The 25,817-nt window shown below is 48.2% G+C and carries 18 protein-coding genes; 7 read left to right on the forward strand and 11 right to left on the reverse strand.

From position 1 onward, the window contains the following. Nucleotides 1-50: 50 nt before the first annotated feature. The 8 genes from whiA to DTOX_RS19130 form a co-directional block, all read right to left on the reverse strand. Nucleotides 51-998: a DNA-binding protein WhiA gene (whiA, locus tag DTOX_RS19095; RefSeq protein WP_015759307.1), complete on the reverse strand. Its 948-nt coding sequence runs from the start codon at nucleotides 996-998 to the stop codon at nucleotides 51-53. A gap of 35 nt (nucleotides 999-1,033) precedes the next feature. Beyond that, the gene (locus DTOX_RS19100; protein WP_015759308.1) at nucleotides 1,034-2,320 is read right to left on the reverse strand and encodes a gluconeogenesis factor YvcK family protein; all 1,287 of its coding nucleotides are present in this window, start codon (nucleotides 2,318-2,320) and stop codon (nucleotides 1,034-1,036) included. After that, nucleotides 2,307-3,191 (reverse strand): RNase adapter RapZ, encoded by an 885-nt coding sequence (gene rapZ, locus DTOX_RS19105; protein WP_015759309.1) that lies wholly within the window; start codon nucleotides 3,189-3,191, stop codon nucleotides 2,307-2,309. Before rapZ ends, DTOX_RS19100 begins: the two co-directional genes overlap by 14 nt. 40 nt (nucleotides 3,192-3,231) lie before the next feature. Next, nucleotides 3,232-3,969 carry a PHP domain-containing protein gene (locus DTOX_RS19110; protein ID WP_015759310.1) on the reverse strand — a complete coding sequence of 246 codons (738 nt, stop codon included), beginning with the start codon at nucleotides 3,967-3,969 and terminating at the stop codon, nucleotides 3,232-3,234. A 4-nt stretch (nucleotides 3,970-3,973) separates the two neighbouring features. After that, nucleotides 3,974-4,993, reverse strand: coding sequence for a bifunctional phosphoglucose/phosphomannose isomerase (locus tag DTOX_RS19115; RefSeq protein ID WP_015759311.1), 1,020 nt, complete (start codon nucleotides 4,991-4,993; stop codon nucleotides 3,974-3,976). A 135-nt stretch (nucleotides 4,994-5,128) separates the two neighbouring features. Next, nucleotides 5,129-7,120 (reverse strand): amylo-alpha-1,6-glucosidase, encoded by a 1,992-nt coding sequence (locus DTOX_RS19120; protein ID WP_015759312.1) that lies wholly within the window; start codon nucleotides 7,118-7,120, stop codon nucleotides 5,129-5,131. An 82-nt stretch (nucleotides 7,121-7,202) separates the two neighbouring features. Continuing rightward, nucleotides 7,203-8,009 (reverse strand): Cof-type HAD-IIB family hydrolase, encoded by an 807-nt coding sequence (locus DTOX_RS19125; RefSeq protein ID WP_015759313.1) that lies wholly within the window; start codon nucleotides 8,007-8,009, stop codon nucleotides 7,203-7,205. A 40-nt stretch (nucleotides 8,010-8,049) separates the two neighbouring features. After that, entirely contained in the window at nucleotides 8,050-9,447 is a 1,398-nt protein-coding gene (locus tag DTOX_RS19130; protein WP_015759314.1) for a hexokinase family protein, read from the reverse strand. Nucleotides 9,448-9,626: 179 nt separating this feature from the next. Here DTOX_RS19130 and DTOX_RS19135 point away from each other — a divergent pair, with 179 nt between their 5' ends. The 5 genes from DTOX_RS19135 (at nucleotide 9,627) to DTOX_RS19155 (ending at nucleotide 16,799) form a co-directional block, all read left to right on the forward strand. Beyond that, on the forward strand, nucleotides 9,627-11,615 hold the full coding sequence (locus DTOX_RS19135; protein ID WP_015759315.1) for a hypothetical protein: 1,989 nt from the start codon (nucleotides 9,627-9,629) through the stop codon (nucleotides 11,613-11,615). Nucleotides 11,616-11,632: 17 nt separating this feature from the next. Next, entirely contained in the window at nucleotides 11,633-13,879 is a 2,247-nt protein-coding gene (locus DTOX_RS19140; protein ID WP_015759316.1) for an ATP-dependent helicase, read from the forward strand. Nucleotides 13,880-13,899: 20 nt separating this feature from the next. Then, on the forward strand, nucleotides 13,900-14,715 hold the full coding sequence (locus DTOX_RS19145) for a PD-(D/E)XK nuclease family protein (protein WP_015759317.1): 816 nt from the start codon (nucleotides 13,900-13,902) through the stop codon (nucleotides 14,713-14,715). Nucleotides 14,716-14,878: 163 nt separating this feature from the next. Further along, on the forward strand, nucleotides 14,879-16,231 hold the full coding sequence (locus DTOX_RS19150; RefSeq protein ID WP_015759318.1) for a glucose-6-phosphate isomerase: 1,353 nt from the start codon (nucleotides 14,879-14,881) through the stop codon (nucleotides 16,229-16,231). Between the two features lie 61 nt (nucleotides 16,232-16,292). Next, complete coding sequence (locus DTOX_RS19155; RefSeq protein ID WP_015759319.1) at nucleotides 16,293-16,799, forward strand: flavin reductase family protein; 507 nt, start codon at nucleotides 16,293-16,295, stop codon at nucleotides 16,797-16,799. 162 nt (nucleotides 16,800-16,961) lie between these two features. On the opposite strand, the gene uvrC is transcribed toward DTOX_RS19155, so the two are convergent. Further along, nucleotides 16,962-18,836, reverse strand: coding sequence for an excinuclease ABC subunit UvrC (gene uvrC, locus DTOX_RS19160; RefSeq protein WP_015759320.1), 1,875 nt, complete (start codon nucleotides 18,834-18,836; stop codon nucleotides 16,962-16,964). 193 nt (nucleotides 18,837-19,029) lie between these two features. Between uvrC and DTOX_RS19165 the strand changes: the two genes are divergently transcribed. Further along, nucleotides 19,030-20,454, forward strand: a complete 1,425-nt coding sequence (locus DTOX_RS19165; protein ID WP_015759321.1) for a sensor domain-containing diguanylate cyclase/phosphohydrolase — start codon at nucleotides 19,030-19,032, stop codon at nucleotides 20,452-20,454. Nucleotides 20,455-20,584: 130 nt separating this feature from the next. After that, entirely contained in the window at nucleotides 20,585-20,815 is a 231-nt protein-coding gene (locus tag DTOX_RS19170; RefSeq protein WP_015759322.1) for a 4Fe-4S binding protein, read from the forward strand. Here the strand turns inward: DTOX_RS19170 and DTOX_RS19175 are convergent. Together DTOX_RS19175 and uvrA are read right to left on the reverse strand one after the other, a co-directional pair. Further along, on the reverse strand, nucleotides 20,812-22,740 hold the full coding sequence (locus DTOX_RS19175; RefSeq protein ID WP_015759323.1) for an ATP-dependent nuclease: 1,929 nt from the start codon (nucleotides 22,738-22,740) through the stop codon (nucleotides 20,812-20,814). The genes DTOX_RS19170 and DTOX_RS19175 overlap by 4 nt on opposite strands. Nucleotides 22,741-22,912: 172 nt before the next feature. Further along, nucleotides 22,913-25,804 carry an excinuclease ABC subunit UvrA gene (uvrA, locus tag DTOX_RS19180; protein WP_015759324.1) on the reverse strand — a complete coding sequence of 964 codons (2,892 nt, stop codon included), beginning with the start codon at nucleotides 25,802-25,804 and terminating at the stop codon, nucleotides 22,913-22,915. Nucleotides 25,805-25,817: the final 13 nt, after the last annotated feature.

Consider the following 25,817-nt stretch of genomic DNA (forward strand, 5'->3'; position numbering starts at 1 on the left):
CAATATATTTAAAAAATTAACACAAAATAACTGGCTGAAAACATCTGCAACTAATACTGCCGCTTAGCCCGCAATGCGTCGGCTATCTTCTCTAATTTACGCATACGGTGGTTAACGCAAGATTTTCCCGCTTTAGGCTCCAATAAATCTCCCAGCTCTCTCAGACTTACCTCTGGGTTTTGCAGCCTCAGTTCCGCTGTCCTGCGCAGGCTTTTCGGCAGTTTCTCCAACCCGACAAGACCTTCAATCAGTTTAATGCACTCTAACTGGCGAACCGCTGCGTCAACAGTTTTGTTTAAGTTGGCTGTCTCACAATTCACCAGCCGGTTTACCTGATTGCGCATGTCTTTGTATATACGCGCGTTTTCAAAATCCAACAAGGCTGTGTGAGCGCCCATAACATTAAGGCAGGTAATTATCTGCTCACTTTCCTTTAAGTATACTACATACCAGTTCTTTCTGGTACTGACTTTGGCCGAAAGGTCGAATTTACGCATTACACCGGCTATATCCAGAGCATGCTGTTCTTTGTTAGTGATAATCTCCAGGTGATAATCTCCCTCGGGATTATTTACCGAGCCACCTCCTAAAAAAGCGCCTCTCAGGTACGCTTTTTTACAGCAGGTACGTGTAATTAACCCGGCTTTTATTTTCTCACTCAGCTGTCCGTCCTCATCCAGCATACCCAAACGAACCAGAATATCTCTTATACCGGGAGCCGAGCTGACCTTTACCTGGTAAATATTATTCTTCTTCAGTCTGGCCTTGCGCCGTACTATTACCTGGGTATTATGATCAAAAAACTGCTTAATCAGCGTTAGTATTTTGCGCGCCACTCCGGCACTCTCTGTCACTACACTTAAACCCAGTCTCTGGTTGCCGCTTATTTCTATACTGCCGTCCATTTTCACCAGGGCTGCCAGTTCCGCTAACCTGCAGCAATCCTTTTTAGCAATTATGCGGGCAAGTTCATCCTTGGTCACTACCGAAAAGGACATGCCTTCACCTTCTTTTTCACGTATAGACAGCTATATTACCTGAACTTATTTTTCTTTCTAAACACCAGAAGCAGTCTCATAATCGCAGCAGCCAACTTGTCAGGGTGGTGTCTGACCACATCAGTCTCATGCACCAATTTATCTATCACAACTTTAACACCCAGTTTCTCCGCCTCTTTAATATTACACCTTACAGGCTGTGAACCCTCCATGCGGTATTTCTTCAATAAGTGCGACGGGATTTCCTGCCGGTTGACAATCATATAATCGATAATCGGCCCGCCATGACTTATAATCGCCTGCAAGTGATCCGTAGCAGAAAAATCGTCCGTTTCACCCGGCTGTGTCATCACATTACTGACATAAATTTTAACGGCCTCAGATTCCATAATGGCATCCGGAATGCCTATAACCAATAAATTAGGTATAATACTGGTATACAGACTGCCCGGTCCCAGTATAATGGCATCAGCTTCTTTAATAGCTTCCAGAGCCTCAGGCAAGGGCAAACAATTGGCGGGATACAGGTATACCCTTTTAATTCTTTTTTGGCTCTTGCAAATCGAAGACTCCCCGTAAATAGTGGTGCCGTCCTCCAAATCAGCTGCCAGGTTAACATTCTGCAGAGTTACCGGCAACACCTGCCCCCTGATAGCCAGGACTTTACTCAAACTGCGCACGGCGCTGTCAAACCCGCCTGACATATCATTCAAAGCCGCCAAAAATAAATTGCCCAAATTATGACCGGCCAGTTCACCCGAATTAAAGCGGTACCGCAGCATTTGCTCCATCAAGTCTTCCTTATCGGCTAAAGCCGCCAGACAGCTGCGGATATCACCCGGCGGCAAAATACCCAGATCACCCCGCAAACGACCGGAACTCCCGCCGTCATCCGCCACAGTAACAATTGCCGTAATATTACTGGTATAGTTTTTCAGCCCCCTGAGCATTACCGAAAGACCGGTGCCGCCTCCTATAGCCACAATCTTTGGCCCGCGCCTTAAATAGCGCCTGAAAAAAATAATATCCACCAACCTGCCCTCTCTGTCCGTCATAACGGCACTCAATACCGACTTAAAGACCTGCAGCAAACCCCAGATCAGAAAAATCAAGCCGGCAAGAAAAATAAACAAACCGCTCCTCGGAGAAGGCACAAAATCCAGCATATCATGAATTATTTTTGAGACAAGTATTTCCGGCCGGTTAAATACCGATCCGTGCATCAAGGAAAAACCGGCTAAAACTAAAACAATTCCCACCAGAGACAGAAGTAACCATCTCTTAACCTTCATACCGGGGTACAACCATTTAGCTGTTATCATTCGAACACTTCAACCCCTGAGATCTCTTTATATCCCTGTGCTTTACTATGACCCGGTGCTCTTTTTCCCTCAAAATTGAGCTCAAGTGATTGGCCAGAGTCACCGAACGGTGCATGCCGCCGGTACAGCCGATAGCTATGGTCAAGCTGCTCTTCCCTTCCTTGATATAATGAGGTATAAGAAAATCCACCAGATCCGTAAATTTATCCATAAACTCGTTGGTTGCCGGAGATTTAAGCACATATTCCTGTACAACCTGATCATTACCGGTAAAAAATCGCAGCGAAGGTTCATAATAAGGATTGGGTAAAAATCGAACGTCAAATACCAGATCAGAATCCAGGGGTAAGCCATATTTATACCCGAAGGACATAACGGTAATTACCATCTTCATAGGATCAGATCCGGTGCCGTAAATACCGGAAAGCTCTTCCTTCAACTGCTGGGTAGTCAAGCTGCTGGTATCAATAATCCTGTCCGCCCTGCCCCGCAAATCCAGCAGCCGGTTGCGTTCTTCCTTAATACCTTCGGTAACGTCATCACTTAACGGATGGCGTCTCCGGGACTCTTTAAAGCGGCGCACCAGAGTTTCATCGGATGCCTCCAAAAACAGAATTTCATAACGTATCTGCCGGGCCTTCAATTCTTTCAGCACTTCAAATAATGTATCGAAAAATTCCCCGCCTCGAATATCTACTACTAAGGCTATTCTATTTATTTTTCCCACCGATTGTGTACATAGTTCCGTAAATTTAAGTATCAAAGCAGGCGGCAGGTTGTCCACACAAAAGAAGCCCATATCCTCCAGGCTGCGTAAGGCCTGGGTTTTCCCCCCGCCGGAGAGGCCTGTTACAAATACCAATTGGAACAAAATAGGACACCTCCTTATCTCATCTTTGAATTTGATTAAATTATTCCAGTCTCAGATTGACAACCCTTTGCAGGGGAAACTTCAACCTCTCCACCAACGCCAGGCCGCTTGCCAGATCCCCTACCCGCTGCGGTGTGTGTGCGTCACTGTTAATCACCAGCTTGGCCCCGGCCTTTTGCGCCGCCAGAACAATCATATCTTTATTATATACATGACCGGTATTTATCTCCAGAGAAGAATTCCGTTCCGCACACACCGGAGCCAGTTCCTGCAGCTCTACCGGCATCATGAAATTGGGATGGCTCACAATATCCACCGGGTATCTCCTGACAGCTTCCGTGAGAGCTTTAGTGTTGGTATTTTTTAGCTTCGCACCGCTGCTGCGCCTGACCCTGCCCAGGTGATTGGGCAGAACAAAATGCCACAAATCTTTAAGTTGGCGGGGTAAAAAGTAAGGGTGCAGGCCGGCAACCAACAGGTCAAGCTGTTTAATAGCTCTCCTGCTCAGCTCCAGCTCGCCCGAACTGCTTACAACGCTGGCTTCCAAACCGGCCAATACTTTAACACCCAGGTCAAGCCGGTTAACCCGGGCGACTTCTTCAAGCATAATATTAAGTTTATCCAAACCCTTCATGCCGGTGACAATATTCCTCGGCCCGTGATCGGTTATAGCCACCTCACTCAGTCCTCTGGCAGCGGCCGATGCGGCGTTTTCCCGGACAGTACCCAGTCCGTCGCTAAAAACCGTATGAGTATGATAGTCAGCAAATAATTTCATTTTATCAACAACCGGGATCGCTGCCGCAGAGCAGGGCCAGATAAATTCCGGCATAATCACCCGTATAAAATAAGGAAAAGGCCCTGGCCAAGGTTGTGGAGCCGGAGCTGTTTAAATCCGTACTCCCGGCTGCATTTTCGGCAATCATTTCCTTAATGGCCTCTGTCCTTCGTTGAACCATCGGGTGATCATAGGCATCTCTCAAAAACACAACAAAAAACTGCCGCTGTAGATCACAGTGAGATTTTAAAGCCAGCGTCTCGCTAAAATCCAGGTCGGGCAGCATATTCCAGAAGGCGGGTAATTTTGCACTCTCGTTTATAATCTCTTTCCAGCGATAGGCCGCCACCTCAGTTATACCCGCAGAACCCCAGAATACCGGTATGCGGTTGTACAATAACCTGGCTAATTGCTTGGCTGGGTTTTGATTTTCGGGAATTTCCGGCTTAAGTTCCTCCCGGATAATTTTCAGATGACTGACCATGTCCGCAATTTCTCCGGTCATCTCCTCCAGCAGACCCAGGCGGTACAGTACACAAAGCATGGGTAAAAAAAGCTGTGCCATAGCCAGTCTGGGCAGCATATGGTCTGGAAGTTTAATCACCGTTATCCTGTCACTAACAGCCTTTTCAGTCAACCTGCCCCCGGAGGCAATTACTATCAAATAAGCATTCTTACTGCGTGCTTCTTCATAGGCGCTCAAAGTAGCTTCCGTATTTCCCGAATAGGCTGCGGCAAAAACCAAAGTATCGGCAGAAACAAATTCCGGCATTATATAATCCCTGTTCACAATTACAGGAACAGAGATTCTGCTGCCGCAAAAAACCCGCAGCAAGTCCCCGCTGATAGCGGAAACTCCCAAACCGGTCACCACAATATTAGAAACAGCTCCTATTTTAGGCAATTCCAACTGTTCAGCCAAACACCAGGCAGCCTCACACTGCTCGGGGAGCTGCCCTAATGTGGACAGGAGTTCTTTCGTATCAAGGTTTTGTACTGCTTGCACATCGTCTAAATTTATCATCCGGGTACAGTCTCCTAATAGAAAGTTATAATACGATAAGCATGCAGGCCACAGACATAGCCATCTCCTTACATTCGGGGCTTGCTTGTTTTGCAAAGCCCTGAGATGTACGTACGGGAGTAAAGCAGTACTTTGCTAGCCACGACCCGGTTTAATCTCCAACACATCCTCGACATAAGCCCTGAGGACTTCGGCCACACTCCAGGCCTGGGCGAAAGTACCTCTGGGTTTGACCGGCTCGTTGCCGTCAAAAATTTCCGAGATGAAGCCAACCCCGTGATCCCGCAGGTGATCAATAAAAGGAGCTATAAACCTCTCCGCCTGCTCGCGGCTGGCAGGCGAATAGGCATTGATCCTCCTGTAGGCGCTGATAAACGGTCCGATTAACCAGCCCCAAACCGTCCCCTGGTGATAGGCGCCGTCCCTGCACAATTGATCGCCTGTATAAACGCCCTTATATTCCGGGTCTCTCAAGGAAAGACTGCGCAAACCGTAAGTAGCGTATAACTCCTGCCAGACCCTTCTTAATATAATCATACTTTTATTTTTAGACAGCATCGAATGAGGCAGGCTTACCGCTATAATTTGATTAGGCCGCAATTTGGCGTCCTTTTTACCGTCAGGCCCGATTACATCATAGAGTATACCGGCATCAGAATACCAGAACTGCTTGATAAAACTGTTTTCTACTTTACCGGGAAGGTCGCCGTAGGGAAATATTTCACCGTAGTGCCGGCATAACTTTTCATATACGCATAGCGCGTTATACCAGAGAGCATTAATTTCCACCGGTTTGCCGTGTCTGGGAGTAACTACCCAGTCATTTACCTTGGCATCCATCCAGGTGAGCTGCAGGGAAGGGGAGCCTGCCTGCAGCAAACCATCCTCATCAGCCTTAATGTTGAAATGTGTTCCTCGCACATGGCAGTAAATGATATCCCTCAATACGGGAAAAATTTCCGACCTGATAAAATCAAAGTCGCCTGTATATTCAAGGAACTTATAAACAGCCTGAAAATACCAGAGAGAGGCGTCTACTGTATTGTAAAGAGGTTCCCTGTCACCGTCGGCAAACATGTTGGGCAAAAGGCCATCCTTACAATAGCGCGCAAAGGTACTCAATATTTCTCTGGCGTCCTCGAACCGGCGAGTGATCAAAGTCAGCCCCGGTAAGGCAATCATAGTATCCCTGCCCCAATCATTGAACCAGGGATAACCGGCAATAACACTCTTAGTGCCGGTCGAGCGGCGGTGTACAATAAAACTGTCTGCCGCCCAGACCAGCTGCCTGGCCAAAGGTTCACTGTATCCGGCCTGAGCCTGTAATTGTTCTAATCGAACCTTTTCCTGCAAAAGATACCCCTCACCGTTGGCGGCAATTTGATCCGCAGGAAATTTTTCTTCTATGGTGGCCACCACAGTTATGGTTTTGACTTCCCCGGAATCAATTTTTACCTCAAAATATCCGGGCATAAAGTGATCTTCGTAAGGATTGAGCCCACGCTCCCGCTCTCTGGCATAATACATGCCTTTATACCAGTCATCCCGTTTATTGAATCTTCCCGCGCTGCTGATAATTTTCAGCGGAGGTACTCCGGAAACAGCACTGACCGCCACACCGCGCTTTAGCGGCTGGCTGTTGAAATTCAACTGCCCATAGTAAGTATTGTGATGAAAATCACGGCAGTTTACCAGAGGTGTAAAGCGTAATGTAGCGGGCAGGGCCCCATTGTAAAAACGGTATAAAATCACCGTAGTATTTTGATCACGCAGCATAAATACATGTTTTTCCATAGTTATATCAGAAAAACTGTAAATAAAACAGGGCAATGGATCAATGATCACCCGCTGCAGGTGAACATAGCCAAAGTGGGTTACTTCGCCGTTGGTCTGGTTTGAAGCAAGGTTGTAAGTAATGCCCCCCGCCTCCACTTGTTCATCCAACTTGGCCAGCAAAACAACCCGCTCAACCGGAGGATTTAAGGCGGCCACCAGCAGGCCATGGTATTTGCTGGCGTTAGCCCCTATGACAGTACCGGCCGCGTAGCCGCCCAGACCGTTGGCAACCAGCCATTCCTTCTCCGCACCCTGCTCAAAACTTTTCCAACTGCCTTTTCCGAAATACATATCATCCCTCCTGCTTTAAACAATAGTAGTATAGCTTAAGCCGTTCCTCCTGCGACTATGCGTTAAATCCTGCAACGCAAAACTATCTTTCCAAAATGAATTTCTCTATTGCCTCGGCCACACCGTCCCCGGAGGAAGCCGCAGTTACGTAGTCCGCGTGTTCCTTTAAATCCTTTCTGGCATTAGCGACAATCACACCTAAACCGGCATAATCAATCATCTCCAGATCATTATAGCTGTCTCCGACAGCCATAACCTCTTCCCTTAACACGCCGTATTTTCCGGCTAAAACCGACAAAGCATGTCCTTTTGTGGCTAAAGGGTGTGAAAATTCCAGGAAATAAGGCTTTGATTTAGTAATATGCACGTTTGCTCCAAATTTGCGGCCAAATTCCTCCATTAAGGCATCGAGCTGCTGCTCTTCAGCCGAAATCAGTACCTTGGTAGGATCTTCCCGGTTTAAAAAGTCTGACAGATCCCCCACCGGTTGAGCTGCGATGCCGGATATTTTTTCATAACGGGCGCTGTGCGGGTTTTCCTTCTCAATATAGAGGTTGTCATTTACATAAACGTTGATATGATAGCCCAGGCTTTTGCCCCTGCTGATAACTTGGCGGGCATAATCCAGAGGCAAAGGGTAATGAGCCAGAGTTTCACCTGTGCCGGGGTTTTTTACTAAGGCACCCTGATAGGTAATTATAGGCAGATCAATTTCCAACTCCCTGGCATAGGGTAATGCCGAACGGTACATCCGCCCGGTAGAAAGTGTCACCAGAACCCCCCTGTCTTTAGCCCGGCTTATCGCCTGGCGGGCCCGTTCCGAAATCTTTAAATCCTTATCAAGAAGCGTGTCGTCCAAATCGATAGCTACAAATTTATATTTTGACATAGAATCCTCCGGGAAAATTTTTTCTACCCTGAGAGTAGATTTAAACGGTCTTCCGGCTGCCGGACCTACCGGCTATCGTGGCCGCGGCAATAGCCGCGCCTACGCCGGAACCGTCTTTGGTCAGCTTAACCTTAATCATGCCCGCCTTTTCCTGCAAAGCTTCGGACAGAGCGGCGGCAATGCAGTCGGCATAGCCGGGCATCTTTTCATACAGTGATCCGTCCACCGCAATGGTATGGCGGGAAGTGAGCGCAGGATCTATATGGCGGAGAATGCCCAGATAGGTGGCTGCCACAAACCTGGCCGAACGCTCTGCAATCATAGACAAAATCTCCCGCAAAGCTGCGATATCCTGATTTGAGCAAGCTGCTCCCCAGTTATCCCGCAGCCACTTAACCAGGCCTTCATCCTTCCCTCCGGCGGCAGGCTCACTTTCCAGTATAAAAGCAATATTTTTTGTACTGACAGCATAAGGCTGCTCCAAAACAGCCGGCGGGCCTGTATCGCCGCCGGAAAAAAGCTTCCCCGCCTGCGCCAGCTCTTTTAAAATAAGCCGTGCCAGCTCCCCCAGATACCTGCCGGAAACAGCCTTTTCCAATCTCTGTTCACCCGGTTTGCCGCTGTTTTGGTCGAGCGCGTCATCATAAGGTGTTAAGGGCAGCAGGTCAAAATTTCCTGATTCCATATTTATTATCACCGGTTCCTGATAAGCCGCGGCATGTTGCTCCAGATAACAGGTATTGTGGCCAGTACCGCAAATGGAACCTATATCGGCATAAGGATCGCAGTAAGCAGCCGCCAGTAAAGTGCCTACTGTATCATTGAGTATAACTACAGGTTTAACATGAAATAAATTACGCCGCAACAGAGCGTCCGCTAAGAGCCGGTTGATATTTTGACCTTCTACGCCCTGTGTTTTGATTTCCTTGGTCCAATTGATCAGCACAGCATCATTGGCACCTGTCTGATAGGTTCCAAAAGAAAAAGTATGTCCCAGCGGGTATAGCTCACACTGCAGCGACGGTTCTTCCGCAACACATTTCAGAACATCTTCTATAATTCCGGCAATAAAATCAAACAACTCCACAGCTGCAACTGAAGCACCTGTATAATCATACAGTCCTTCCCTGTCCCTGAGAGGCATGGATTTTTGCCTTTTTACTGAAAAGCCCCTGCAGCCTTGCAAATGGAGAAGCCGAACCCGCACATTGGTGCCCCCAAAATCAAGTGCCGGGAAAACACCGGTTTCTTCACCGGAAGGTTTAGACAGATAAGAAGGCAGCATTTTCAAAGAACTCTTATTTCCGGCCAACCCGTTTAAAATCTCACCGTGAAACTTTCCCGCTATCTCTAAAAGCAAAGAAAGCGGCACAGCAAACTGTTGCCGCAGTTTTTTCATTATATTATCCGGATCACCGGTTTGCGCCTGCAAGGTCATTAAATCACTCCTCTTGAAAAATAAAGCAGCCCACGATTAGTATATATTTAATATTACCATATACCACTGTAAAATGTTACTCAGCAATAAGAAAGCCCGAGCATTTTTTATAACTCGGGCAGCCAAAACCGGCAGGAATTAAAAATTAACCGGGCGAAATACCAAAAGAGGTGAAATCGATGCACTTATATAATAAAACAGCTGCTTTTAAAGCCTGCAGTTCAACCTGTCCCGACCTGGGGATAAAGGCTTACGAAAAACTGGTTAATCACGGGCAGCACAAAATACTGGTCTTGCTGATGAACCGGCTGCAGATTAACCGCTGGCACAACTCACTCAAAACCGAAAAAGCCGGCCCGCTTCACCTCTACACCTATTTCGGCTTTGTCCAGCGGGAACTCACTAAGTACTGGCCACTGGCAGAAAAGTATTTACCTCCCGGACAGCCGGTGCTGTCTCCCATTTATTTAACTATGGAAACCGCACAGTATCTTACAGCCACACTGGTGGAGAACTACCGGCAAAGGGGTTACCTGCGGGACATTATCTCACCTGTGGACCGTTTAGCCATGCAAATTGCCGACAGCCGCGGCAAAGCCGCACTGAACGGCCTGGACTGGCAAAACATCGGACAAAGGCTGAAAGCCGCCTGGTCAGGAGCAGAAACAAAAACCGCGGTCTTTGAGCAGGCACAGGAAATTATAGGGGAATACCGGGCCATCTGCCTGCAGCAGCGAATTCTGGATTACCCGCTGGCTGTAGAAATCTATAACCGGCTGCTGGCCGATCAACTCTACAGACAACACCTGAACAGAGAATTTAATCATTTAATCGTAGAAAATTTAGAAGAAACAGCGCCGGCAGCCCAGGATTTAATTTCCGTACTATTGGAAGAAGCGCAAACAGCCCTTTTAATATATGTCAAAGACGGGGGACACGGTATCTTTTTCGGGGCCGATCCCTTTTCCGCCAAAAACCTTACCGTGGGACTGAGTCAGGAAAGCTATCCCGACTGCCCGGCCTGCAGCGAGAAAACATACCGCTGGGCAGAAGCATTAAAACAGGCGGTGAAAAACCGGCCTACCCAGCCTCAGCCCTGTCCCATACTGGGAAAACCGGTTTTTACCGACCTGCGCAGTGAAATGATCAGGGAAGTCGGCCAGAGGCTGCTGGAACTGCTGCGGCAGGGGATTCCCGCCCGGCAAATAGTTCTGATCGCACCTCATGTGGACAAGGTTCTGGAATTTTCTCTGAACCTGATCCTCGCCGCCAAAGGCTATAGAATAGATAATATCACCAGAAGCCGGCGTCTGCTGGACGAACCCTTCACTCTGGCGCTGATCACGCTGGCCGTTCTGGCTCACCCAGAGTGGACACTGCAGGCCGGCTTCGGCGACCTGGCAGAAACCCTGCGCCTGATCCTGAGCACTGATCCGGTAAGGGCGGGCCTGCTGGCTGAACTGTTAACTGATCGCCAGGGAAACCTGCCCGTGCCGGACATAGATCTGCAGGCCAGAATCGGACCGTCAGTTATGGCAAAATACAACCTGCTCAGCAATTGGCTGGCTGACTACCGGTCACAACCGGGACTAACCATAGAAGCTTTCCTGCAGCGGGTCTTCGGTGAAATACTCTCACCCCTGGCACCGGCAGCTGAGCAAATTTATTCCTGCCGCCAGCTGCTTGCCTCGGCTATAAAATTCAGCCAGGCAATTGAGAGTTTACCGGAGCTCTTCCCCGGACCGGCAGGCAAATACTTCATCGAGATGATTAAGCAGGGAACAGTAGCCGCTGAAACACTGGAACAGCCGGAGCCCGACAAGAACTCGGTAATCCTGGCCACACCCTACGCCTACCTGTTGAACTGCGATTCCTCCCGGGTGCAGTTCTGGCTGGACAGCTCGGGAGAAGCCTGGTTCAACAGCGACGCCAGAGAATTGTCAAACCCGCATGTCCTTTCCAGGCGCTGGGTTCCGGGCACAGTCTGGACCGGCGACATAGATCAGGTAATCAGACTGGACAAAGCGGCCAGAACTGTCGGCGCACTGGCTCACAGGTGCCAAGAAAAATTAATCACCGCCGGCAGCACCTACAGCAGTTTCGGATGGGAACAGTTCGGCCGGCTGCAAGATATCATAGAGCAAACAACGGATTTCTCAAGCCACTGATAAAGAAGGAGAAATATATGATAATCCTAAGACCGGGCCAACAAGAAGCAGCGGCCTACCGCAGCGGTTACCTGGCAGTTCCGGCCGTACCCGGAGCGGGCAAAACCACCGTCCTGGCCTATCTGGGCGCGCAGCTGATAGCCGAGGGCCGCACAGGTAAAGGAAAGCTGCTTATAGTCACCTATATGAACTCCTCGGCAGCCAACTTTAAAGCCAGGCTGGCCAGGGAACTGGAAACCAGAGGTCTGCCCGGCGGCAGGGGCTATGAAGTGAAAACCCTGCATTCCCTGGCCTTAACTATTTTAAAGGAAAGCCCCGAGCGACTTCTCATCTCAGGGGAAATGACCATCCTGGAACAGGCGGAACAGTTCCAGCTGCTGCGGGAAGTAACTCACCGCTGGATCAGCGGCAACCGGAACGTCTGGGAAGCCGCCCTGGAAACAGGCAAACAGGAGAACAAGGAAAAATATCTGGAAAAATGGCAGGCTAAAACATTGGATTTCTTTAAAAATATGATCTCCTACTTTAAATGCCTTGGTCTTACCGCGGAAGAAATGCAGGGCTACCTGCCCGCCCTGGCTGATGAATCACCCCTGCGCTGGGCCATAGAAGCCTATAATCAATACAGAGACAGGCTCTTCCATCTGGGAGTTCAGGACTTTGACGACTTGATTTATAATGCCCGCACCCTTCTGAAAACAGATACAGCCGTATTGAAGCGTTTACAAAAGCGCTGGAGCTATATTTTCGAAGATGAGGCGCAGGACTCCAACCTGCTGCAAGAACAAATATTGCTGCTGCTGGCCGGCGGCAGCCCGGAAGATAAGAAAGGTATTACTTTTACGGGCAATCTGGTGCGCGTGGGAGACTCCAACCAATCCGTTATGGGCACCTTCACAGCGGCTGACCCGGCACTTTTTCGCAGTTTCTGCCGCAGCCGGGAAATTAAAAACCAACCGCTGCTTTATTCCAGCCGCAGCTCGCAGAACATTATCGATCTGGCTAATCACCTGGTTTCCTGGGTTGCCACGGAGCACCCGGTGCAAGCCTGCCGGCAGGCGCTGGAAAAACAGTACATAAAACCAGTTCCGGCAGCTGACCCCTGCCCTAATCCCCAACCTGAACGCTACACCATAGGCTCTATAAAGAGCAAAACCAACCGGGAAGAAATAAGCAAAATAGCCGGGCATGCCTCTCGTTATATCAGGGAAAACAAAGAAAAAACTGTGGCCATACTTGCCCCGGACAAGTATATTCTACTGGAAGCGGCGGAACAACTAACCCTCCTCAACGCGCCCTTTCGGCAAATAGCCGGCGGGCAGAGCGAACGGCGCCATACCGCGCGGGCCCTGGGAGCTGTTATTGAATACCTGGCCGAGCCGCACAAGGGAAGCAAACTGGTCAAAGCCTTAAGCTCTACCCTGCTGCCGGAACTGGCCGGAGAGGATTTTCCGTACATTAAAGAATTCCTGGCAGCCTGCCGCCTGGAAGAACTCCTATACCCCGAAGGGGCGGGAAAACAGGAGCTGCCTGAAGAGGCAGCCACCTCGCTGCTCTGGCCGTCCTGCCTGGCAGCGCTGAAAAGAGTAAAAACCTGGCTGACAGCTTCCCGCATACCCCCTGAATCGCTGCTGCTTTTTTTGGCCGCTGATTTGGGACTGGAAAATGAGGAACTTGCTATTGCACAAAGAATCGCCCTGCAAATAAAAGAACTGCTGCGCAGCAATCCGGCCTGGAGGCTGGCAGACCTGGCCGCAGAATTACAGTCGCTGGAAAGCATCTTCGACCATTTCACAGATATGGTTTATGACCGCCACGGCTATACCCCGGAACCGGGTGTCATCAGCCTGGCAACCTATCATAAAGCCAAGGGGCTGGAGTGGGATACCGTCTTCTTAACCTCACTGACCTCAGACAGCTTCCCGTCACAGCCGGATGATTATTTCCGGGATCACCCCGGCTACCTGAATAAGCATATGGCCAATCCCGGCGCACTGGCCAAGGCGGAATTAAAAGCACTGATTGAACCGGGCAAAATAATCGACCCTCAAGAGGAGGCCAAGAAGGAAACCATCAGTGAAAGACTCCGCCTGCTTTATGTAGGCATAACACGGGCCAGGGAAAACCTGCTCTTCAGTTACCCCGAAATGCTTTACCTGCCCGGTTTCCCCAAGCCCTTTAAGAAAAAACCGGCTCTTGCCCTGCAAGAACTAAAAAGATATATGCGGCAGAAAAAAGATGAATTTTATTCGGAAAAACAGTAAATAACGTAAGGAGAAATAATATGCTTTCCGCCAGATTAAAGAATCTTTACTTCAGCCAGCAGTCACTGAATATCTATAATACCTGCGCTCTAAAATTCCGCCTGCGCCACATCGACGGCCTGTACTGGCCCCAAAGCCGGACGACGGAAGAGGAAAAACACAGCATCGAGAAAGGACGGCAATTTCACCTGCTGGCACAGAGGTATTACAGCTGCCTGGACAACACCGTGCCACGGGGCTCTCCATATGAACATGATCTGCGGCAGTGGCTGGACAGCCTGCGGAATACTTTTGCCATGACCGGAGAAAACAGCTATTACCCGGAATTTACACTGCGCTTAAACCGCAACGGCATAAAACTGCAAGCCCAATATGATTTAATCGTGCTCACACCGGACAACAGCCTTATCATCTATGACTGGAAGACAGATGCCAGACCGCTGCGAAAAACCGAGCTGCTAAACCGTATGCAGACCATGCTCTACCTGTTCCTGCTGGCGGAAACCGCCTCAGTTATAACAGCCGGCCAAGCAGTCGAACCGGAAAAAATAAAGATGATTTACTGGAATCCCATCTTTGCCGGCCAAAATATAGAAATAGATTATTCCGCGGCCAGACACAAGGACTTTGCCCGTTATATAACCGGCTTAATCAAGAGGATTCTCCAATTAAATTATCCGGATTTCCAGGCGACCGAGGAAAAAAACCACTGCGGCAGATGCGAGTATTCACCCATATGCCGGGGAGAAAAAAGCAGAGCGGAAATTGAATTTGATTCAATAGAAGATGCCGTGGAGGAGATTAACGAGGATTACCTGTCTTTTGAAAATTTTTAAATCATCTGCCAAAATTAAGCAGGATATGACTGCTTGATCACGAAATATATTATGCAGGTCACATCCACTGGCCTTTTAATAATTTTGTAATTTATAGGGAACTCTATTCAGAATAAACCATTTTCTCAACTTAGCAGCATCGTTCAAAAGGGGGCATTATATATTGAGTCAATCACTTCTCAAACTTGACCTGAGTCACTCATTTGTGCAAAAGGAAATCGTCAATCTGGAACCTTTTGTGCTTTCGGCTCATAATGTTTTGCATAACCGAACCGGAGCAGGCAGTGAGTTTACCGGTTGGCTTGATTTGCCTGAGAAGTATGATCGGGAAGAATTCAATCGGATTCTCCAGGCAGCCGAAAAAATAAAAAACACTTCCGACGCTCTGGTAGTCATAGGCATCGGTGGTTCTTATCTGGGAGCCAGGGCTGCTATAGAAATGCTGACACACCACTTTCATAACCTGCTTGACTCAAGCAAGAGAACCGGTACACAGATTTACTTTGCAGGCAATAACATCAGTTCCACATATATCAGCCACCTGCTGGAAATCCTTGCGGATAAAGACATTTCCGTCAATGTAATCTCCAAATCCGGCACCACTGCGGAACCTGCCCTTGCTTTTAGAATTTTTCGCGATTATATGGAGAAAAAATACGGTAAAGAAGCGGCCGGCAAAAGAATTTACGCAACAACCGACCGGCAAAAAGGTGCGCTAAAAAAGCTGGCTGACAGTGAAGGATATGAAACCTTTATCGTGCCGGATGAAACCGGGGGGCGCTATTCGGTTTTAACTGCCGTAGGGCTTCTGCCCATAGCGGCGGCCGGTATAAACATAGAGGAATTAATGTCCGGTGCCGGCCGGGCCAGGCAGGAATATGAAAGCCCGGCACTGGAGACCAACATCTGCTATCAATACGCGGCTGCCAGACAGGCTCTCTACCGGAAAGGAAAAACCGTGGAGGTTCTGGTCAATTATGAACCGTCTCTCATGTATTTCTCCGAGTGGTGGAAACAGCTCTTTGGAGAGAGCGAGGGCAAAGACGAAAAAGGCATATATCCCGCTTCAGTCAACTTCTCCACGGACCTGCACTCAATGGGCCAGTACCTGCAGAACGGGATGCGCCAGCTTTTTGAAACAGTCATCTTCTTTGACCGGCCCAGACTTGAACTGGCCGTTCCTAACGACCCGCTTGACTTGGACGGCCTGAACTTTCTAACCGGCAAAACCATTGATTTTGTTAACAGAAAAGCCTGTCAGGGCACACTGCTGGCACATACGGGAGGGGGTGCGCCTAATGTCCTGCTGACTATTCCCGAACAGACAGCTTTCTGTTTGGGACAATTGTTCTACTTCTTTGAAAAGGCCTGCGCTGTCAGCGGCTATTTGCTGGGCGTCAACCCCTTTGACCAGCCGGGCGTCGAGGCATACAAAAATAATATGTATGCCCTATTGGGAAAACCGGGTTACGAGGAACTTAAAAAAGCGCTGGAAAAACAACTGCATGCAATTTAAGATCACTTAAACTCAATATTCTGAATATATTATGACTACGATGAGAATAGGAGTTGACAGGATGAAAAAAGATGTGAAATACAATGAGCATACAAAAGAACTTTTTGAACAACTGCCCAAAGGTGCGTTTTTAACGGTCAAGCATGAAGACAAAATAGATACCATGACTATTGGTTGGGGAACTGTAGGCTATATCTGGCAAAAACCAATTTTCACGGTTGCTGTACGTTACTCCAGATATACCCACGAGATTATCTCTAAGTCTCAAGAATTTACCGTAAGCATACCGGTAAACAAAGATTTAAAACAAGCACTGGCAACCTGCGGAACCAAGTCAGGCAGGGATATTGACAAATTTAAGGAATGCGGACTGACTGCCGAAGCGGGTAAAGTCATAACTACACCGGTCATTGGTGAATGCGACCTGCATTATGAATGCAAAATAGTTTACAAGCAGGATATGGAGCCTGCCCAAGCCAGTGATGATATACACAAAACCTGCTACCCCAAAGGAGACTTCCACGTACTGTATTACGGTCAAATTGTAGCCTGTTATGTAAAGGAATAATATGTCTCCGAACTTAGAAATTATTTTAGACATAAGGGATTAATCATAAAAAATCGATAAATAATTACACGTCAGACCTATCCTAAAAACCCGTAACACTTGACAGTGGTACGGGTTTGACATGTTTGACTCAGTTTAACCTTTGAATGCAATGCGAACTCCCTACTTCTCTTCTTTTTGATGAAAATAATTATACACGGCTTCCGCGGCTTTTTTGTTCATGCCTTCCACGGCGGACAGCTCTCCCAGGCCGGCCCGCGATATATCCTCCAAACTGCCAAAAGCCTTGAGCAATTCCCGGCGGCGTTTGGGCCCGATACCATCAACCTCATCCAGCAAAGATTTAAGATTGCGTTTAGAGCGCAGCTGCCTGTGGTAAGTCACAGCAAAACGGTGCGCCTCATCCCTCAGCCTCTGCACCAGATAAAGCGCGTGAGAATCCCTGGGCAGAAAAACCGGCTCCTTTTCTCCTTCTTTAAACAGCAGTTCCTCCTGCTTGGCCAGACCGAAAGCCGGAATATGAGCAAAGCCAAGCTCCTGCATGACAGACCTGGCAGCCGAAAGCTGGCCTTTTCCTCCGTCAATGATTACACAATCAGGCAGGCGATGAAACTTGGCCTCTTTTGTGGAGAGCTGCCCCGTGTTGATCAACTCTCTTTCTTCTTTCCCGCGCTTAAACCTCCTGCCGATTACTTCCTGCATAGAGGCAAAATCATTCGGCCCGTCAACTGTTTTAATCTTAAAGCGGCGATACTGATCTTTTTGCGGCCTGCCCGCTTCAAACACCACCATGGAAGCCACAGTCTCCGTACCCTGGGTGTTGGAAATATCATAACATTCCAGACGGTAAGGAGGTTTAGCCAGACCTAAAGCCCCGGCCAGTTCACCTAAGGCCGCTTCCAGATTGTCTTTATCCTGCCGGGCGGACAGTTTTTCCTGCTCTATTTGATCCAGCAGCAGCAAAGCGTTTTTCTCCGCCATTTCTAAAAGGCCGCGCTTCTCCCCTCTTTTAGGCACACGAAGGTTTACCCTGGATCCTTTTTTCTCTGAAAGCCAGCGGCTTATTACCGCTGCTTCCTCTTCAACCATGCCGGGCAGCAGCACCTCACGGGGGAGGAAGTCAGCCTGGTGATAATACTGCTTGATAAAAGCGGTAACTACTTCCCGCCTGTCCATATCCTCCGTTCCCTGCAGCAAATAATGCTCCCTGCCGGTCAGCTTGCCCCCCCGGATAAAGAAAATCATAACACAGGTTTCACTGATGCCGCGAGCCATGGCCACCACATCCCGATCCTCCGGGCCCGCAAAAACTATTTTCTGCTTCTCCATTACCTCGTTCACAGCCCTCAGCTGATCCCGCAGTTCAGCAGCCTGCTCAAACCTCAGCGCTTCCGCAGCTTCCTCCATTCTCTTTTTCAAGTGCTTGACCAGATCCTCCTGGCGTCCCTCTAAAAAAAGACATATTTCATCAACCGCTTTACGGTACTCCTGTTTGCCGGTCAAACCGCAGCAAGGACCCAGACAGCGCTTGATATAATGATTAAGACAGGGACGGTCTCTGACCGGCGGCTCTTTTTGCTTGCAGGTGCGAAACGGAAACAACTTTTTCAATAGACGCAGTGTTTCATGCACCGCCCCTACTCTGGTATAGGGACCGAAATAGCGCGCCCCGTCCTTAATAACCCTGCGGGTGATATAAACCCTAGGAAAATCCTCATTTAAGGTTATCTTGAGATAGGGATAGCTCTTATCATCTTTTAAAAAAACATTGTAGCGAGGCCGGTGCTCTTTAATCAGGTTGGACTCCAAAATCAAAGCCTCTACTTCAGAGTCGGTAACAATGTATTCCAAATCAGCTATTTTAGGCACCATAGCCCGCACTTTGGGAGTCAGATTTGCGCTGGACTGGAAATAAGAACGAACTCTGTTTTTTAAGGACACGGCTTTTCCAACATATATAATCTCACCTGCCATATCCCGGTAAATATAAACACCCGGCTTGGCTGGAAGATACTGCAGCTTTTCATTTACCGGCAAAAATATCACCACCCTGCTTAATAATACAACCCTTATTCAACAGCAAACGACAGCTGCTATACAATAAATTATCAATACCATATTTTAAATATTCTAGAATATACTTAGAGGGAAAATCAATTTTTACTCGAAATATATATATAATATAGCATAGCATAACACAGTACAGTTGCTGTGCACCGAGGTGTTTTTTATGAAAAACAAAAATACAAAAAAAGGATGTTTTACAAAACTAAAACAAAGGGAAAAGTTAAGCCACCATCCCCTGATAAATATAATTCCGGATTTACTTCTGATAATAAAAAAGGACGGAACCATTGTTGATTTCAAACCCGGCAAAGATTTTACCGTTTTTATTTCACCGGACAGATGCCTAGGAAAAAATATCACTTGCCTTTGGCCGCCTAAATTGGCACAACAAATTATGGATTACCTGGAACAAGCATTTCTGACCAACGGCATACAAACCTTCGAATACCATCTTAATATCAATGGCATCCAGTGTGTTCAGGAAGCCCGCATGGTAATCAGCGGCGAGGAAGAAGTCTTAATGATTGTCCGTGAAATTACCAAACGCAAGGAAATGGAACAAAGACTGCGCTACTTAAGCCTGCATGACTCGTTGACCGGTCTCTACAACCGGACTTACTTTGAACAGGAAATGAAAAGGCTGTCCGACAAAAAACACGCCCCGGTCGGCATTATCATCTGTGATGTGGACGGTCTGAAACTGATCAATGACACTCTGGGCCATGATAGAGGCGATATATTGATAGTCAATGCCGCCAACGTACTGCGCAGCTCTTTTCGATCAAAGGATGTAATAGCCAGAATTGGCGGTGATGAATTCGCCATACTGCTTCCCAACAGCAGTGCTCCGGCAGTGGAAAAAGCTTACCGGCGCATTCATCACTCCGTTAATAAATACAATAAAGAAAACCCGCTCATAATGCTAAATATTTCAGTAGGTTACGCTGTCAGTACTGAAGAATCATCTGACTTAAACCAAATTTTCAAAGAAGCGGATGACAAAATGTACCAAATAAAATTGAGCAGCAAAACCAATACACGCGACGCCATAATGCAAACTCTTCTTAAAAAGCTGCAAATTAAAGAGTGCACCTCTGAAAACCGCATTCAGCGCATGCAGGATCTGGTTGAGGTAATGGCCAATGTCGTAGGATTAAATCACTCACTGGAAAAACTGCGCAATTTTACACGTTACCACGATATCGGAAAGCTCGGTATCTCCGATAAAATATTATTTAAACCTACAAGCCTAACCCCGGAGGAATATTGCCAAATCAGAAAGCACTGTGAAATCGGGCACAGAATAGCTCAGTCCAGCCCCGATCTGATGCTGATAGCAGACTGGATACTCAAACACCATGAATGGTACAACGGCAGCGGCTACCCCCTTGGCTTAAAAGGCGAGGAAATACCTTTAGAATGCCGCATATTCTCCATAGCCGACGCTTACGACACTATGACCAATAACCAGCCCTACAAGAGAGCCATGACACACGAAGAGGCGCTGGCAGAGCTTCGGAGATGCGCCGGAACTCAGTTTGACAGAGGAATAGTGGAAATATTTATTCAACTTTTTGATGAAAATTAACACAGCCTGGTATTTGCAGAAGTAACATGCAAAGACCGGGTTAGAGACCGTTTTTTGCATGTTACTTTATAAGATTGTTTTTATTCGCCAATTCGATATAATGAAGAGAAAATTATCAGTGGAGGTTCCCATGCAGCTAGTAAAAGTCGATACAAACCTGTGCCTGCCGGATGATTGCGAAAACGGCATATGTATTGCCACCTTCTCTTGCAACTGGAAAATACTTGAGCAAAAAGCCGCTTATACACAGCCGGTTATTGATATGCGGCGCTGCCTGGGATGTGCTCACTGCACATTTACCTGCCCCAGAGGCGCGCTGGAGATAATCCCTGTAAGCTCTTCCCAAAAGGCAGGCACTTAGCTTTTCCCACCCTGCCAGCTTCTTTTGAACAACATGTCAAACACTTCAGGCCTTTTACCCGCTGTTAAAGTTATTCTACCGTCAACTGACAGATAACCTTTCAGCAGGGGTATCTCCATTGTTAGCTGCGGGGGGTCTGCGCCGGGTAAAAAATCTACAATTTCCGCACCTGCGGAAAGTTCTTCCAGCTTACCCGTACTTCTCAATTTTTGCACACGCTCCGCCAGTTCTCCGGCACTAAAAAGGAAATCATATAATTCATGGATTTTTCCCGATAATACAGCCGCCGCCTCGTGCGGAATACCGTTTTGCATACGGAGCAAATAGCGCTTTCTAATCAGAGGATCAATCACCTCTTGATAATCAACATCCACTTGTTCCTTATTATTTTGATATAATCTGCGTATATCAAAAGCCTCGCGCCTGGATTTCTCTGTTTTGGAGGCATCCAGGCGGCCACTGTGCCGGTACAAATCCTCCAGGCGCCCTATGCGCAAAATAAGTATTTCCAGGCGGTCAGACTGGTGCTCCAATTGCTCGTATACCTCCCTCAAGCGCTTAAAGATTTCTGCCGCAGGCGTATTATACCAGTCGGAATGATTGAGCACAACCGTCATCAGTAAATGAAAGGCCCGGTATTCACTGTAGTCATCTGTCAGATTTTTCTTTTTAGCCAGTTCGGCCAGCAAATTTGCCGCTGAAGCAACCCCTTGCAGCCTATCCATCAGCTGTTCGCTTTTCTCCAACGCTTTTTTCATCAAATTTCTCAGCCGGGCCGCTATTTGTTCCATGTTATCAAATTCCGCAGGCTGCAAATCATAACGATCCGCAGGTACCTTCATCTCTTTGCCCTGAAGATATTCCTTAACCTGCGAGGGACTGATCCAGCCCCGCCAGTCCAGCCTCTCACCCTCCATACGACCGCAAAACCAACGAATACCGGCAGAAGGATACAATACATCACGATCACAAATAATGAAAGGCTTAACACCTATTTCTTTAAAAAAAGCCGTATATTTAGCCATAAAGCCTACCCCGCCCAAAGGCAGTACACTGGTACGGGCCAGGGATAGTCCAAAACCCCCGGACTCAATCAAAGCCATAAAGACATCCCTGTCATGCTGTCCTTCCACCAAAATCACTTTATCAGCAAAGAATATTTCACGTTTATAAGAAGTCAAGCCCGGCAGCAGCTCACTGAAACGCTGCGCGTCATCCATACTTAACTGAAAAATCTTGCGTTCCGTCAGGTACTTTTTGGGCCTCCGGAAAAAAACCACTCTGGTCAGATCCCCGGCGTCACGCAGGTCAACCATAGTCGGCGAGTGGGTAATCAGCACGAAGTGCTTGCCCTGCAGGCGGGCCACATCACGCAGAACCTGCACAAAAATATGCTGTGCCTGGGGGTGAAGAGACTGCTCCGGTTCATCTATAATAACCAGTTTATGCTCGGGATCATAAACCGCTATGCCCAGCACCGGCAGTTTGTGTAAACCTGACATTGCCTGATTGCTGCCATAACATACCGACTCATCACAGATTTGAAACTTAATTTCACCCTCTTCCACACTTATCGACATTCTGTGGGGTACGCCCAGGCGCTCCAGAAAGGAAAAAGCCATCGCCAGAAGACCCGGCTGCTTCAAAGCCTTGCCCCAGTAACGGCATACCTGATCATAGACGACCCATTCGCGGAAAAAATCATTTTCTTCTCCATGCCCCACATTATATAGATTGCGCCTCATATCATCTCTGGAAGGCAAAATATAAAGAGCCCGGCCAATATTTTCCTCGGCAAATTTTCTGAAAGCATAGGATTTGCCTGTTCCGTTAGGCCCTATAATATAAGTCAGGCCCGGTTTGTTATCTATCTGATAAGTGGTGCCGTCAATTAAATGCAAATCTATTTTTTCTATTTTCTCCATTCTTCCCTCTCCCTACAAAAATAAGCCAAGTATTTTCATGTTCTCACGCAAAAAACTGACTTCATAGCTCACACTATTCCACAAATATCAGATAAAATCCTGCTCAGCAAATATAGGAAACCCGTACCAGTTGATACGGGTTTCCTGTTGACATTTGACTCAGATAATTTTTCTATATAGCCTGCGCCTCACCGGCAGCCGCATTCTCCTCCGCATCGCCCATTTCCCTGCCGCCGGCTGCAGCTTCCACTCCGGCCGGCAAAACCTTCTTTAAAAACCTGCCCGTGTGAGACTGTGTCTCAGCCGCCACTTCCTCCGGCGTCCCGGCAATTACCACGCTGCCGCCCTTGTCCCCGCCTTCCGGTCCTAAGTCAATTATATAATCCGCTGTTTTAATCACATCCAGATTATGCTCAATGACCACCACAGTATCCCCCGCTTCCACCAGGCGGTGCAGTACCTTTAACAACCTGGCTATATCATCAGTGTGCAAACCGGTAGTCGGCTCGTCCAAAATGTAAAAGGTTTTGCCGTTGGAGCGGCGGGACAACTCGGCAGCCAGCTTTACCCGCTGCGCTTCACCGCCGGAAAGTTCCGGCGCCGGCTGACCCAGACGAATATAACCCAAACCGACATCCTGCATAGTCTCCATTTTACGGTGAATCTTCGGTATGTGGCGGAAGAATTCCACAGCCTGCTCAACCGTCATATCCAGCACATCGGCAATGCTCTTGCCTTTATAGGTTACTTCCAGGGTTTCTCTGCTGTAGCGGCGTCCTTTGCAAACCTCGCACGGAACATAAACGTCCGGCAAAAAATGCATTTCTATTTTTATAATGCCGTCTCCCTGACAGGCCTCACAGCGCCCGCCCTTAACGTTAAAGCTGAAGCGCCCGGGCTTATAGCCCCTCATACGGGCTTCCGGCGTCTGGGCAAATAATTCCCGGATATAGGTAAACACCCCGGTATAAGTGGCCGGGTTGGATCGGGGAGTACGCCCGATAGGAGACTGGTTCACATCTATCACCTTGTCCAGATATTCCAGGCCCCCCACTTCCCGGCAGCAACCCGGCTTGCTCCTGGCCCCGTGCAGTTCCTGGCTTAAGGTTTTATATAAAATTTCGTTAACCAGAGTACTTTTACCGGAACCGGAAACACCGGAAACACAGGTGAATACCCCCAGGGGAAAGCGCACATCAATATTTTTAAGATTATTTTCTTCCGCCCCTTTAACTTCCACATACTTGCCGTTAGGCTCCCGGCGGCTGTCCGGTACCGGAATATACTTTCTGCCGCTTAAATACTGGCCTGTTAGAGAATTTTCATTGTCCAGAATTTCCCGCAAAGTCCCGGCAGCCACCAACTGCCCGCCGTGCACACCGGCTCCCGGCCCGATATCAATAATATAATCAGCCGTGCGCACCGTATCCTCATCATGCTCCACCACAATTAAAGTATTGCCTATATCCCTCAAGCGGCGCAGGGTATTTAACAATCTCTCGTTATCCCGCTGGTGTAAACCGATGCTGGGCTCGTCCAGTATATACAAAACCCCCATCAAGCCTGCTCCAATTTGAGTAGCCAGGCGGATCCTCTGCGCCTCGCCCCCGGAAAGAGTACCGGCTGTCCGGTTCAGAGTCAGGTAGTTTAAACCCACATTAATCAAAAAACCTAACCGCTCATTAATTTCCTTTAATATCTGCCTGGCTATCACCCGCTCACGCTCAGTCAAATCCAACTTTTCAAAGAAATGCAATGTGTCGGTAACCGTTAAACAGGTTACTTCATGTATGGACAAGCCGCCTATTTTTACCGCCAGCACCTCAGGCTTCAGCCTGGCCCCGCCGCAGACCGGACAAATCACCGAACTCATATACTGTTCAAATTCATTTCTCATATGCTCGGAGGCTGTCTCCCTGTAGCGCCTGGCAATGTTATTAATAATACCTTCAAAAGGCATCTTGTAATCATGCCGCCGCCCGTACACATCAGTATAAATAATGCGCACTTTTTGCTCACCGGTGCCATAGAGCAGTACCTGCAGGTGATCAGGCTTCAGTTCTTTTACAGGTGTATCCAGGCTAAAGCCATAGTGTTCGGCCAGACCGCTGAAATAGGAAGCGGAGATATTTCCTTTATGCCAACCTTCGATGGCCCCTTCAGCTATAGAAAGATTCATGTCCGGGATAATTAAGTTGGGATCAATTTCCAGCTTAGTGCCGAGACCGGTACATTCCGGGCAAGCGCCGTAAGGGTTGTTAAAGGAAAAGGATCTGGGAGCTATCTCCTGCACGCTGATGCCGCAGTCCACACAGGCAAAGTTTTCACTGAAAATCAACTCTTCCCCGTCCGTGATACTGGCCAGCACAATGCCGCCGCTCTGCTGCAGAGCCGTTTCCAGTGAATCAGCCAGTCGTTTCTCCGAACCGGCCCTGATAATCACCCTGTCCACTACCACTTCAATGGTATGCTTCTTATTTTTCTCCAGCTTGATTTCTTCACCCAGTTCCCTGGTTTCGCCGTCTACTCTCACCCGGACAAAACCGCCGCGCCTTATGTCTTCCAGTACTTTTACATGCTCACCTTTTTTACCCCTGATCACCGGGGCCAGTATCTGCAGCCTAGTGCTTTCCGGCAGCAGCATCAACCGGTCAACTATCTGCTGCACCGTCTGCCTGGTAATAGGCTTGCCGCACTTATGGCAGTGAGGTCTCCCCACCCTGGCAAAAAGCAGGCGCAGGTAATCATAGATTTCGGTAACTGTCCCCACAGTGGAGCGAGGGTTATGGGAAGTTGTTTTCTGATCGATAGAAATGGCCGGAGACAGCCCTTCTATATAATCCACATCCGGCTTGTTCATCTGTCCTAAAAACTGGCGCGCATAAGCCGAGAGCGACTCCACGTAGCGGCGCTGACCCTCGGCATAAATAGTGTCAAAAGCCAGAGAGGACTTGCCGGAACCGGACAAACCCGTAATTACTACCAGCTTATCCCTGGGTATTTCCACATCAATATTTTTCAGATTATGCACCCTTGCTCCTTTAACCACGATTCTGTCCAGCATCACAAGTCCTCCA

The sequence above is a fragment of the Desulfofarcimen acetoxidans DSM 771 genome, assembly GCF_000024205.1.
Lineage (GTDB): Bacteria > Bacillota > Desulfotomaculia > Desulfotomaculales > Desulfofarciminaceae > Desulfofarcimen > Desulfofarcimen acetoxidans.